The organism is Methanospirillum hungatei (assembly GCF_020216685.1).
GTDB lineage: Archaea > Halobacteriota > Methanomicrobia > Methanomicrobiales > Methanospirillaceae > Methanospirillum > Methanospirillum hungatei_B.
Map to the genome: position 1 here is coordinate 1 of NZ_JAIWNS010000083.1, position 12,699 is coordinate 12,699.

At 48.5% G+C, this 12,699-nt stretch carries 11 protein-coding genes and 1 tRNA gene; 5 read left to right on the forward strand and 7 right to left on the reverse strand.

The window, feature by feature from the left end:
* Positions 1-43 precede the first annotated feature (43 nt).
* The 4 genes from pyrB to LDL35_RS05025 all read right to left on the reverse strand — a co-directional run bounded on the left by pyrB (position 44) and on the right by LDL35_RS05025 (position 4,514).
* Positions 44-940, reverse strand: a complete 897-nt coding sequence (gene pyrB / locus LDL35_RS05010; protein WP_304020101.1) for an aspartate carbamoyltransferase — start codon at positions 938-940, stop codon at positions 44-46.
* 63 nt (positions 941-1,003) lie between these two features.
* On the reverse strand, positions 1,004-4,129 hold the full coding sequence (locus tag LDL35_RS05015; RefSeq protein WP_304020105.1) for a HEAT repeat domain-containing protein: 3,126 nt from the start codon (positions 4,127-4,129) through the stop codon (positions 1,004-1,006).
* 53 nt (positions 4,130-4,182) lie between these two features.
* Complete coding sequence (locus LDL35_RS05020) at positions 4,183-4,374, reverse strand: hypothetical protein (RefSeq protein WP_304020107.1); 192 nt, start codon at positions 4,372-4,374, stop codon at positions 4,183-4,185.
* A 67-nt stretch (positions 4,375-4,441) separates the two neighbouring features.
* A tRNA-Lys gene (locus tag LDL35_RS05025) sits at positions 4,442-4,514 on the reverse strand.
* Positions 4,515-4,599: 85 nt separating this feature from the next.
* Between LDL35_RS05025 and LDL35_RS05030 the strand changes: the two genes are divergently transcribed.
* Genes LDL35_RS05030 through LDL35_RS05040 form a run of 3 tightly spaced genes read left to right on the forward strand, consistent with a single transcriptional unit; the run spans position 4,600 to position 8,330 of the window.
* Positions 4,600-6,063: a DHH family phosphoesterase gene (locus tag LDL35_RS05030; RefSeq protein ID WP_304020108.1), complete on the forward strand. Its 1,464-nt coding sequence runs from the start codon at positions 4,600-4,602 to the stop codon at positions 6,061-6,063.
* Complete coding sequence (locus LDL35_RS05035) at positions 6,053-6,673, forward strand: 6-hydroxymethylpterin diphosphokinase MptE-like protein (protein WP_304020110.1); 621 nt, start codon at positions 6,053-6,055, stop codon at positions 6,671-6,673. The genes LDL35_RS05030 and LDL35_RS05035 overlap by 11 nt, the downstream gene beginning before the upstream one ends.
* Positions 6,663-8,330 (forward strand): radical SAM protein, encoded by a 1,668-nt coding sequence (locus LDL35_RS05040; protein ID WP_304020111.1) that lies wholly within the window; start codon positions 6,663-6,665, stop codon positions 8,328-8,330. Before LDL35_RS05035 ends, LDL35_RS05040 begins: the two co-directional genes overlap by 11 nt.
* Here LDL35_RS05040 and LDL35_RS05045 read toward each other — a convergent pair.
* The gene (locus LDL35_RS05045; RefSeq protein WP_304020113.1) at positions 8,302-9,435 is read right to left on the reverse strand and encodes a CBS domain-containing protein; all 1,134 of its coding nucleotides are present in this window, start codon (positions 9,433-9,435) and stop codon (positions 8,302-8,304) included. The two genes, LDL35_RS05040 and LDL35_RS05045, sit on opposite strands and share 29 nt — an antisense overlap.
* 79 nt (positions 9,436-9,514) lie before the next feature.
* Positions 9,515-10,306, reverse strand: a complete 792-nt coding sequence (locus tag LDL35_RS05050) for an META domain-containing protein (RefSeq protein WP_304020115.1) — start codon at positions 10,304-10,306, stop codon at positions 9,515-9,517.
* A 141-nt stretch (positions 10,307-10,447) separates the two neighbouring features.
* Between LDL35_RS05050 and LDL35_RS05055 the strand changes: the two genes are divergently transcribed.
* Positions 10,448-10,708, forward strand: a complete 261-nt coding sequence (locus LDL35_RS05055; RefSeq protein WP_304020116.1) for a PRC-barrel domain-containing protein — start codon at positions 10,448-10,450, stop codon at positions 10,706-10,708.
* A gap of 9 nt (positions 10,709-10,717) precedes the next feature.
* Positions 10,718-11,446, forward strand: coding sequence for a tRNA(His) guanylyltransferase Thg1 family protein (locus LDL35_RS05060; protein WP_304020118.1), 729 nt, complete (start codon positions 10,718-10,720; stop codon positions 11,444-11,446).
* 44 nt (positions 11,447-11,490) lie between these two features.
* On the opposite strand, the gene LDL35_RS05065 is transcribed toward LDL35_RS05060, so the two are convergent.
* Entirely contained in the window at positions 11,491-12,513 is a 1,023-nt protein-coding gene (locus LDL35_RS05065) for an SBBP repeat-containing protein (protein WP_304020119.1), read from the reverse strand.
* Between the last annotated feature and the right edge of the window lie 186 nt (positions 12,514-12,699).

Consider the following 12,699-nt stretch of genomic DNA (forward strand, 5'->3'; position numbering starts at 1 on the left):
TCGATGGTGCTGATGACCAACGTCCGTTTCGGCTCTTCATCGGTCATGTCATAACCTCGGTGAGCATGGCCATCCTGACCGGAACGCCATTTCTTGCCTGTTCAAAATACCGGGCATAGGGAAGGCTGTCAACAGAGGGATCAATCTCATCAACCCGCGGTAAGGGATGCAGGATAGCAAGATGGTCCTTTACATCAGTAAGAAGGGAGGGAGTGATCCGGTAACTGGACGATACATCATAAAACTTGGCAGGATCAGGGAACCTCTCACGCTGAAGTCTGGTCACATACAGCACATCCAGGTCGCTGATTACCTCTTCAATCGAATCATGTTCGATGACGGTGGCCCCACGCTCCTCAAGATTATCATGAATGGAATCAGGAAGCCCAAGTCCCTTTGGTGCAATCGTATGGATCCTCGCATTGTAGTGGGTCAGTGCATAGGCAAGGGAGTGAGTGGTCCTACCATACATCAGGTCCCCGATAAGGCCGATATGAATGTTGTCAAGGGGCATGGACTGCCTGATGGTATAGAGATCTATAAGGGTCTGGGAGGGATGTTGTCCGGCGCCGTCCCCTCCGTTCAGGATCGGAATCTCTGAAAACTCACTGGCAAGCCTGGCTGCCCCGACCTTGGGATGACGGAGTACAATGGCATCAGCATACCCGCTGACAACCCTGATAGTGTCGGCAAGGGTCTCTCCTTTTGCCATGGAACTTACTTCCACGCCACCAAGGTTCATACAGGACCCGCCAAGCCGCAGCATGGCAGATTCAAATGACATCCGTGTCCTGGTGCTGGGTTCAAAAAAGAGGAGACCGAGTATTTTTCCTTTGAGCGGTTCTTTACCTGCAAATTCAGCGGTTACTTCTCCAGCCCTGGCCAATAGCCGGTCGATCTGATCCCGGTCCAGATCATGGATGGAGATGATGTGATTCATGGACGTATGCGTTCTCCTCCGGTACCTACTTGTGGAATTCCATTCTGCTAGTATGTTTTGTTATTATGACTGAATGGAATCCCTGATGACAGCCAGTGCATCCCGTGATCGTTCCCTGATTTCAGGGTCATCATCATGAAGCCCCCTGGCAAGGGTATCAACACTCGGAGGTCCGATACGGATGAGATCATCAAATTTCTCTTTAGCAAAGAGGTAACTTAGCCGGTCAGTCGTATACTTGGGTTTCCACCCGCTCTCTTCCAATAACTTTGCCACCGCATTTCTGACTTTTCTGTCTTTGTCATCAAGTGTCTGAACCAGCATAAACTGGCCTGGTTCGCCGATCTTGGATATCCCTTTGAGTGCTGCAGCACGGATTGAACCATCCGGATCCTTTAATGCCGTAATCAGCTGATCAAGGACAGGAAGTCCGATATCCCCCAGTGATTCAACCGCTGCTGCACGAACATGAGGGTCTGGGTCATGCATCGCATCGGTCAGTGGTCCAAGAGCTTCCCTGCCAAACTTTCCAAGTTCCCTGATGGCAGTCATCCTGATTTCATGATCCGGATCCTGCAATGCCTCATACAGAAGAGGCGCAGATGTCGGATCTTTCAGAACACCAAGCACCTTTAAAAGGGCAATTCGTCGCCTGTCTCCTGGTTCTATGGATTTTAAAAGCCTGGTGACGGCGGTCTGTGCCTGTGGTCGCATGGAGGTGATGATATTTGCGGCCATGTCGGGTACAGCCTGTTCATACATGACGGCATCCAGAAGAGCAGGCAGGATCTGCTCACCCTTACTGATAAATATCCGCTCAAACATCGTTGTGAGTATAGGATTCTGAATGGAGAAGAGATGCCTGAGGTCATCCCGGTTTGATAGAGCTATCTCGGTTATGAGCGACATGACCGCAATACCTCTGCTGCTGCCCTCCTGTCCTGATCCCTGCAGCGTCTCAAGTTCCTGAATGAGTTCTGGCATGGCTGAGCCTCCCATTCCGGCCAGTATACGGCTGATCAACGGCACAAGACTCTCATCTTCCTGCATCAGGGTCATCAGCGCCGAAGCAGCCGGGGTCCCAATCCTGGTAAGAGCATGAATCGCATATTGCTGTGCAATCAGGTCAGGACTTTTCAGCAAAGGCAGCAAAGCAGGCACTGCAGGTTCGCCAATCGCGCTTAATGCCGCCATGGCATAAGGAGCAATATCCTCGTCGCCAAGCCTTGCTACCAGGTCAGGAATGGCATCTTCTCCGATTCGAATCAGGAAACTCGTTATCTCAAGCTTCCGGTCATCATCAGTTTCACTCCGGAGGGCGTCAATAAACGGTGGAATAGCATCCTTTCCAAACCGGGACAAGAGATCTCCTGCAATAAGGGCCCGGGACCCGTCATCTCCCTGAAAAATATCGATAAGCTCCGGAATGACAATGTCAGGTGAGGTATGCACCAGTTCGTACATCAGGTCGGTGTCCGGTATCTGACCGGAAAAGAGACGCATGATAAATTTCCGGGGATCCTGACTGAATAACTCTGACAGATACGACGTTATCTCCCTTGCCAGTTCCGGCCCTGAACCTGAAAGTGCCTGCAGAAGAGGAACGGTTGCATCTGCACCAATCTCACGAATGAGTGTCATCGCCTCGTCATGACCGTCCTTTCCCGGTGCCATGAACGGGATAAGGTACGGAAGAGCAGCAGTCTCGTTCTCACGAAGAATCTCAAGGACTAGAGCATGATTGGCACCCATAGGATCTGACAGCGAATCCACAAGATGGGGGATTGCCAGTTCTCCATTCTTCATGAGAGCAATCTTTGCAAGTTCGACCGCCTCTTCATCACCAGAACCAAGAACCTGAATAAGCCTGGGGATCGCAATCTCACCTGAAGCGACCAGGTTATCAAGAGCGGTCTCCCTGACCTCCCGGTCAGTATGATACAGAGCAGTAATCATCGGCTCAATGGATCTGACCGGATCAATCTGTCTGAGAAGATCGATTGCAAATACAGAAGTTTTTCCCCGCTCCCGCTCAGATGCCTCTTCCAAAAAGGGGAATGCAATACGCCCCATCGAGAGAATTGCCTCTTTTATTCCGGACGTATCTGACTGCTCCCTGACAGAGTTGATAAGATAGGGAATGGTGACCGCTCCCATTCGGGATAGTATCTGAACCATCTGTTTTGAACGCTCACCCTTCGACCGAATCAGATTCCCGATAAGGTACGGGATAGCAGGTTCACCGATATGCTGGATAACAGAGATGATCGGTTCGCGATCAGTATCACGGCGTACAGCCATCTCCTCAAGCAGGTGGGGGATAACAGGCTCTCCAATCCTGGTCAGGGCATTTTCTGATACCTTCCTGACTTCAGGGTCCTGATCATAAAGACCGGAGATCAGAGGTACAATTGCCGATTCTCCAAACTCAAGGAATGCCTTTTGTGCCATTGAAGAAGTAACCGGATTTGGATCTTTAAGCGCCTGATAAAGGGGATCGAGTGCCGGCTTTCCTATCTCACTGATGATGTAAAATTTCAGGTCACGCAGCCATTCCTCATCCTGACCGCATGATGTAAGGAGATCTCCGACAACCTGGTCTCCCAGAATGATAAGATATGCAGATATCCGGGCTCTGACTTCTTCATGATCATGATTCAGCCCCTTGATCAACGGCTGGATTGCTGATCTGCCAAATGACTCAAACAGACCCTCGATGAACCTGATCGTCGTCTGATCCTGCGTCCCGTAGGCATCAATGAGAACAGGAATAATTCGTGTACCCATTGAATTCAGGATATATCCTGCTCGTTCATATCCGATACCCTGAAGTGAGGTGATATTTTTTACTATCTCCCTGGCTGCATCCTCACCCATCGCGGTAAGGGTGGTATGAATCATCCTCGCGGTCTGTTCATCAGATACTGACAAAGCCCGAATCTGCGGAGTTATAGCATCAGATCCAATTTGGACAAGCGCATGAGATGCAGCATTCCTGATCCCATACTCCGGGTCCTGAAAAAGTCTGATAAGTTCTTCAACCGCAACCGGAGTTTTCATCCGGCCGAGCGCTAATATCGCCTCTATACGTAATGCAGTATCATTTTTCCCGTCCAGTAACCGCAAGAGACCTTTTAAATCCCCTTTAAGTCTCATCCGTTCCGGATTCGGTCTGAAAATTGACTTCATATCCCCCCAATATCCACAGTCACCCTTGGAATGATCAGTAATCCACACAAAAATTAATCAAATTTCCCTTTCAGACCACCCCAGCCGGTATATCCGCAGTATATGCACCCGACTCCGTTACAATGGCGACACATCTTTTCAGGCCATTTCACTGTAACCATTCCTTTTGTGTTGCAAAAACAACATCCGGCTCCTTCACAGTGCTGGCAGGTTACTTCCACGTATTCTGGTTCTTCACCAGTCATCAGAGAATTTTATGAATGAGAACATTAAATAATCGATTGAAACAATTGCAAAAAAGGAAACAACGAGCGGGCCTGAAGGGACTCGAACCCCTGGCCTGCGGATTAAGAGTCCGCCGCTCTACCGACTAAGCTACAGACCCGTTGTGCCATAACATGTTGGTTTAGCCCACATATATAGTTTTCTTACGTCCCTTTATACCTCTATAATCCAACCTATACCTGAATATGCCTGGATTCAGCCCGGCAGCGTCACCGGGGATCAGAACCTATCTCATTTGCGGGTGTGGGAGTGTAGGATATCTGATCCTTGAAGAACTAAAAAAGGAAGGTGGCAGACTGCTCTGTATGGATAGCAATCCTGAACGTGTTCAGGAACTAAGGGAGCAGAAGATTGAAGCTTTTCTTCGCGATCTTACCGATCCTGACATGCTGCAGGGAATAGACCATTTTGATATCGCCTTTGTGGTCAGCGATAATCATGAAGCAAATATTACCGGTCTGAAAACAGTCAGAAAAAAATATCCACGCGTCCATATCGTTGCACGTGCGCAGGATCCAATCAATGAAAAACTCCTGATGCAGGAGGGCGCGGACCTTGTCCTCTACCCTCAGCATGTAGTTGCACGGGCTGCTATAGAACACTTACACCGGCTTGAAAAGCACCACCTTTCCCGTGACCTCTTTAACCTGCTTGCCTCCTGGTCTGGTATCTTTGGTATTGTGACGCATACCAACCCGGACCCTGATGCGATCGCCAGTGCCATGGCTCTTGCAGCGATCGCAAAACGGGCAAACCAGAATCTGGAAACCAGGATCATCTATGATGGCATCATCGGCCACCAGGAGAACCGGACACTGGTGAACCTGCTTGATATCAGGATGGAGAAATTAAAACCAGAGACACTCAATGACTGCACTCATATCGCTCTGGTGGACAGCAAGGGACCTGGAGCCAATAATGGTCTTATCCACTCCATGCCGGTTGATATCATCATTGACCATCACCAGGAAGATATCTCTCATATTGAAAGGGTTCATTTTGTCGATATCAGGCAGAATGTGGGTGCCTGTGCGACCATTTTAACCGAATATATCAAGGAACTGAATATTGAACCAGACGAGAAGGTTGCAACGGCACTCCTCTACGGCATCAGGGCTGATACAAAACAGTTCAGACGAAATGTCTCACCCAGTGATCTAGAATATGCAGCTTTCCTCCTTGAGTTTAGCGATGCTGATCTTCTGGAAAAGATCATGTCCCCCCAGTACTCCCATGAGACCATGGATATTATCGGGGCAGCAATCAGGAACAGAAAAACGAGGAACGGGTACCTGTTCTCGAATGTCGGGTATGTCAGAAACCGTGATGCCCTTCCCCAGGCCGCGGATCTCCTCATCAACCTCGAAGGAATCAGTACCGCGCTCGTCTATGGAATTACTGATGAAGCGATCATCATGTCAGGCCGGAACCGGGATCTCAGACTGAACCTTGGCAATGTCATGAGTGAAGCGTTCTCAGAAGTCGGTGATGCGGGAGGTCATGCCACCATGGCTGCTGCAAGTATTCCACTCCATGTCTTTGCTCACGTCAGGGAGAAGGAAGAGCTTCTGCATCTGGTAATAGACCCCGTTTTACAGAACTTTTACCGCCTCGTCGGTCTTCTGGAGGATGAGGAGAGTGAAGTATGAAGACTGGGAACCGGTGTACCAGGAGATTTGCGAGTATTTCTCTTTCGATCCGGCTGAAGATGACCGGGCTGCACACATTCTTGCAAGCCTCACAACACAGGATGCAACAGATCTTTTAAAATCCCGTATTGCAGGAAAACCGGTTACGATCTGCGGGAATGCACCAACTCTTTCACAGGAACTGGATGCAATTTCCGGAGTGATCATCGCTGCAGATGCAGCCTCCGGCGTCCTGATACAACATGGAATCACGCCTGATGTCATCGTCACCGATCTTGACGGGATTGAGGATGAGGCAGTTACCCTGAACAGGAAAGGGACAATTCTGGTAGTGCATGCCCATGGAGACAATATTCCCCGAATCCAGACATGGGTCCCCCGGATGAAAGGGCCGCTGGTTCTGACCACCCAGGGAAAGCCCTTTGACCATGTCTACAACTTTGGCGGATTTACCGATGGTGACCGGGCTGTGTACTTTGCGTATGAGATGCAGGCATCAGACGTAAAACTCGTCGGGTTTGACCTTGATGATCCCATGGTCACCCCTATGAAGAAAGGAAAACTCCAATGGGCCAGAAAACTCCTCTCCCTCTGTGGTCATGAGCTCTGAAGCATGGATAATCGACGGGTATGTCGATGAACCGGCATGCCTTGGCGTTCCTCCCTACATCTCCCCCTATATACGAACCGTCGCAGGAGTATTTCTCTCCCGTGAAATCCCGGTCACCTATCACACTATTGATCAGATCAGATCTGACCCAGGCCTGCTCCGGGCGGCTCATACTGCACAGTACGTCGTCATAATCGCCGGGATGACCGTTCCGGGGAAGTATCTCGGTGGCACACCAGCAACCTGGCAAGAGATAGAACAGGTCGGATCAGCCCTCTCAAACCCGCATACCTTTCTAGGCGGCCCTATTCTCTTCGGGGCAGGATCTGCCGGAGGTCAGGCTGCACTTAGGAAAGGAGATTTCCATGTAGATACTCTTCTGCATGGATCGCCGGCCGGTGCACTTGACAAATGGTTTTCAGGAAATATCCCGTCTGCTCCCTTCTCATATAAGAAAGAAGATCCCTGGGCAGAACAAGGTGCCTGCATTATCCTCCAGCATCCCAGTTATCCCCATGTGATGTGTGAGATCGAGACCGCACGGGGATGCAGCAGGGAAGTTTCTGGTGGCTGCAGCTTTTGCACTGAACCACTCTATGGAAAACCACAGTACCGATCTCTTCAGGGGATAAAAAACGAGATATCTGCCCTTGCACACGCCGGTGCAGTTCATTTCAGAATTGGCCGGCAACCGGATATCCTAACCTGGCAGGCAGGAGAAGGAGAATTCCCTATCCCAAAACCAGACCTGATAGAAGAACTTTTTTCATCAGTCAGGGCGTCTGCTCCTTCCCTGAAAACCCTTCATATCGATAACGTCAATCCGGGCACAATAGCACGGCACCCAAAAGAAGCATGTGAAGCATTATCTGCTATAATCAGGCATCACACCCCGGGAGACATTGCAGCTTTTGGCATGGAGACTGCAGATCCGGTTGTCATCGAGGAGAATAATCTCAAGGCAACCCCCGATATGGTGATGGAAGCAATACGGATAGTGCATGAGGTGGGGAGCATGAGAAGGGATGGAATGCCAGAACTCTTACCTGGCCTTAACTTTATAGCAGGTCTTGCAGGAGAAAGCCTGAATACCTACACCCTGAACCGGGAATTTCTTGAAAAAATTCTGCAGAAGGGATATCTTATCCGGAGGGTGAACATCCGCCAGCTCATGCCATGTGAAGGGACAAAAGCAAGTAGGTATAATACTCTTCCAGTTCCTGACAAGGCTTTTCATTCATTTAAAAAATGGACACGGAAGAATTTTGATCTTCCCATGCTTCGAAAGGTCTTCCCCCCATTCACCATCCTCCGGTCGGTTATCATTGAAGAAGAAGGAGAAGTGTCTTTTGGAAGACAGATGGGATCATATCCGATCCTTGTTGGGATTCCTCTTCCCCTGCCTGTCCGTACAGTTCTTGATGTGGTAGTCGTTGACCATGGCATGCGTTCCCTGACGGCTCTCCCCTGTCCGGTTCCAATCAACACCCTCCCTCACAAAGCACTCAGATGGATCCCAGGCCTCTCGAAAAAGGGAATGGTTCAACTGCTCGCAAAACGACCGTTCAGATCAGAGAAGGAGTTTGCACAAGTGACCGGCACTTCTCTGCCGGATGGCATGCTGGACCTTACACTTCCCGAAGCTCAATCACCGTAAAGATATCTGACTTTGTGACAATCCCGATGATCTTCTCTTCTGCCATAACAGGAATCCTCCCAATATCCTGCCGGGTCATGATCCGGAGAGCATCCATAACCGGTGCATGAGGCGGAAGGACAACAACGTCCCTTGACATAACATCACGAACCTGCATGGCATCCCGGTCAAGCACCGGTGTCCGGGCAAGATCAGTCAGGGTGATGATGCCAACCAGATGGCCGAGCTCTGTGACCGGAAATCCCAGATGTTTTGTCTGGTACATCAAGGCCAGTACTTCAGATAGCGGCATCCGCGGCGGCACTTCCACAACCGGACGGGACATGATCTGCCCGACAGTAACATCTTTTAAAAGGAAGTTATATCTGGTCACCATTGATTCCTGTCCGGCTCCGATATAGATGAAGAAAGCAATCAGAATGAGTATGGGTGAGAAGAGGATCAGTCCGACAAGACCGAATAGTACTGCAAATCCCTTCCCGACCGACGATGCTATGGAGGTGGCCTTATAAAGAGGCATTCGGGTTGCCAGATAGGCACGGAGAACCCGTCCGCCATCCATGGGAAAAGCCGGGAGGAGATTAAATGCAAACAGCAGGATGTTCAGAATCGAAAGATACCCGAATATATAGATAAGAACACCGGCCTCTGCTGATGAACGAACAAACACCTGAACAACGTAAACTAAAACCCCTGATATAAGACCGATAGCCAGACTCGTGAGCGGCCCTGCCAGTGCCATGACCAGTTCTGTTCCTGGCTCAGGCTCCTGCTCTTCTATTGCTGCTACCCCACCAAAGAACAGAAGAGTGATACTGTCAATCCGGATCCCGGAGCGGAGAGCGATAAGTGAATGGGCCAGTTCATGAATAAACACCCCGATAAAAAGTCCAATTGCAACGGTGGCTCCAAGAAGATAGGGGATAAATCCGGATAGAATATACCGGTCATCAATACTCACATGAAAGGCATTTCTGACCATATCAACCGTAAATTCAATATCTGACCCGATTACCCAGGCAAATAACGGAATAATCAGAAGAAAGGTAAAATGAATCAGGACTGGAATACCAAAGAGCCGGCCGATTTTAAATGAGCCATCCATATTACCTGATATATATGACACTCGGAACCAGTATAGCTATCGAAAAATTATCGGAATGATACAAAAAATGAGAAATTTTTTACGGAGTATCGTACTCTTTCCACTCAGCAACCATTCCCCCGGCATCATTCAAAAGGATCAGCTGATCATTTCTGATCTCATAGCCGAGCGTTCCCTTGATAATATCCAACAGGGCTTGCTCCTGGTTTAATCTGCTCTTATTACATGCCTTCTTTGTAACGGTCACCGGATCAAAGGTGATGGTGTTCGCCGTCAGGTTATAGGTTCCTGAGAATTCGTTACATCCGCCGTTACCGATAAAGGTCCCATCCGGATGGAATTCAATCAGGGTTTTCAGGGCAAGAAAAGCATACTTCAACTGATCGTCCCTCAAGATTCTGGTAAGAATGAATGGAGTGTCATAGGGGAATGGTATAGATTCCTTCTCCTCACTTCTGGTAAATGAGATGATGGGGTGATTTTCCGCGTCAAATAAGAGAAGATTATCATCAATTATCTTGTAATGGACAATCTTTTCAAGATTTTTCAGATACTGTGACTCTTCTTTCATTACTTCAGGCTGACAGTACTTGAGAGTGGCTGCAGGGGCAGAGATGGTAATGGCCCCGTCTTTCATAGTAATCGCTGCCTTGTACTGATTACATCCTGCGCTACCGGATATATTCAAACCATCAATTGTCGCAGTAATTCTTGACAGATCTGAATGTTTGAATAGGGCACCGGCTTCATCCCTGATCTCAGTAACAATGTATGATCCAAAAAGGCTATTCTCTGCCAGAGCAGGAAATCCAGAAAAAACAAGACAGAGAACCAAAATGGTCCCAATTACATAACCGGGTATGTGCACCATAACGGAATATTCCTATATGATCATAATATATGTTTGGAAACGTGTTTCATCAGATGCTCGTATCCCACAGATGATTTTTCATCAAATCCGGAAATGATAAGGTAACATTTTTTATCTATCCGGTATTAATGTCAATGCAGTATGAAGAATCAGATTACTGACCTGATCGGACTAAAAATTTATTCTGAAAACGGGATGTTCATCGGTGAGGTTGATGATATTATCCTGGATATTGATTCAAAGAGAATTGATTCACTTGCTGTAGGAAAACTGAACCCTGAAGTCATGGAGATCAAGTCTCATAAAGGGGTGAAAATCCCGTACCGGCTGGTCAAAAGTATATCTGACGTGATTGTTATCAGGCACATCCCGCACATGTTCAGAAACGAAGGGGAACTTTAACCCTGACCTATGAAAGAGAGGGAGATCTATGCAGACCTACGGACCCTCTCTCCGATAATCGTCCGTCTTGATGGCCGGGCATTTCATCAGGTTACTGATAAACTGAATTTTTCTGAACCTTTTGATGAGAAATTCTCCGATGCCATGGCCTTTGTTACCAAAGGATTGCTTATTGATGCCGGCTTTTCCCCCGTATTCGGGTATACCTTCTCAGATGAGATAAGTCTCTATTTTACTGAAAACCTCTTCCTGGGGCGGATTGAAAAGATTGATTCGGTTCTCGCTTCCTTTGCTTCAAGTTGCCTTACGATTGCATTAGAACTCAAAGAGCCGGTCTCATTTGATGCACGAGTCATCCCGGTCACTCCGGATCATGTCCTGCCCTATCTCTCCTGGAGGCAACAGGAGGCATGGCGAAACCACATGAACGGCTGGAGCCAGAAATTACTCAAAGACGAAGGGTATACCTCACAGGAAGCAGCATCCATGCTCCATGCGATGAAAGCAGCAGAGCTTCATGAATTCTGTTTTCAGCGGGGAGTAAATCTTGCCATGACTCCTGCCTGGCAACGGCGGGGTATCCTGGTGTACCGGACCGTTGTAGAAAAGGAAGGGTATAATCCGAAGAAGGGAGAGAAGACGGTGACAACAAGAAGGGTTGTGACGATTGACAAAGAGATCCCATTATTTGGGAAAGAGGATGGGGAGAATCTACTCAGAGAATTGATAAGTGATTAAATAAATCCATAAAGATAATGCCGCTCAAAGGAAACAGGGATTTTTTAGGAAAATTTTCTTTTAAGGATTTCCGAAAATTCCAGACCACCAGAAACTATTGGGTTTTTATTGGATGGTACCGCTCCAGGAGTCACCGGACGTATGACAGAATTACTCTGTACTGGAATCTCAATTTTTGGAACCTTGGCAACTGGCTTTGTCACATCAGGCACCTTATTACCTGTTTCTGGATTGGTAACGTTAGTCACCTCTACCGCCTGTATCGAGGGAGTTCCACTGGTTCCAGACCATTTCCCGGTGATCGGGATATCTCCGGTCAGTCCGAATTTATACTGCCGATCAGTAGATGGTCCGTTCCACACTCCCTTTCCATTATAGTCCAGGTACCACGTCCGGGTGGACCAACGGAATACGCCAATACTTGTTCTGCCATCCTTATCCCAGTCCCCTGATACAGGAACGTCTCCGACAAGACCGAATGTGTATTGGCGATCTGTTGATGGTCCGTTCCATACTCCGTTTCCGTTATAGTCCAGGTACCAGGTTCGGCCACGGAATACTCCGATGCTGTCCTGTGCTGCTCCTGCAACCGTAAACCCGTTACTCTTCGTCACCGTCTGCCCTCCCGTCGTCAGCACCACGTTCCAGTCTCCCACCGCTTTCCCGGTGATCGGCAGGGTGCAGGTGATCTGAGTCGCAGAATTACGGTTCACATTTGTAGCAGTGATATCAGACTGGCCTGAACGGGTAAGGCGAACAGTATTTGTCCCGCTGGCAAAGTTAGTCCCCGTAATGGTTACCTGCACAGGTGCGTTGTAATATCCGGAGGTGGGAGTGATGGAGGTGATGGTGGGAGCAGCAGGAAAACTACACTTCGTGACAAAGGCATCCATCATTCCCCTTAATTTTGTCTGATAAGCCCCGGGAGTCGTAGGGAAGTCTGTGCTCTTTGTGGCTCCGGTCACGTATACATTCCCGATCGCATCCACCGCGATTCCCTGCCCTTCATCATTATCCCAACTACCCAGATACGTGGAGTAGACGAGAGCATTACCGGCAGCGTTCAGTTTCGTGACAAAGGTATCTCTATTAGGACTTACGCAACCAGTAACTTGACTTAAATTTAGGACTTGGGATTATTGTAACTATATTAGAAAATTATTTAGATAAACTCCCCGTTCGCACATATTTTTACGGGTATATTAACTCTAAAATGTCAAGTTCGAAAGGCACGAATTCAGAGATATATCGAT

Coding starts and splice junctions, on each gene's coding strand:
- LDL35_RS05015 (WP_304020105.1), bottom strand. CDS start 4,129: ATGAAGTCAATTTTCAGACCGAATCCGGAACGGATGAGACTTAAAGGG.
- LDL35_RS05060 (WP_304020118.1), top strand. CDS start 10,718: ATGAAAGAGAGGGAGATCTATGCAGACCTACGGACCCTCTCTCCGATA.
- LDL35_RS05030 (WP_304020108.1), top strand. CDS start 4,600: ATGCCTGGATTCAGCCCGGCAGCGTCACCGGGGATCAGAACCTATCTC.
- LDL35_RS05050 (WP_304020115.1), bottom strand. CDS start 10,306: ATGGTGCACATACCCGGTTATGTAATTGGGACCATTTTGGTTCTCTGT.
- pyrB (WP_304020101.1), bottom strand. CDS start 940: ATGAATCACATCATCTCCATCCATGATCTGGACCGGGATCAGATCGAC.
- LDL35_RS05040 (WP_304020111.1), top strand. CDS start 6,663: ATGAGCTCTGAAGCATGGATAATCGACGGGTATGTCGATGAACCGGCA.
- LDL35_RS05020 (WP_304020107.1), bottom strand. CDS start 4,374: ATGACTGGTGAAGAACCAGAATACGTGGAAGTAACCTGCCAGCACTGT.
- LDL35_RS05055 (WP_304020116.1), top strand. CDS start 10,448: ATGAAGAATCAGATTACTGACCTGATCGGACTAAAAATTTATTCTGAA.
- LDL35_RS05045 (WP_304020113.1), bottom strand. CDS start 9,435: ATGGATGGCTCATTTAAAATCGGCCGGCTCTTTGGTATTCCAGTCCTG.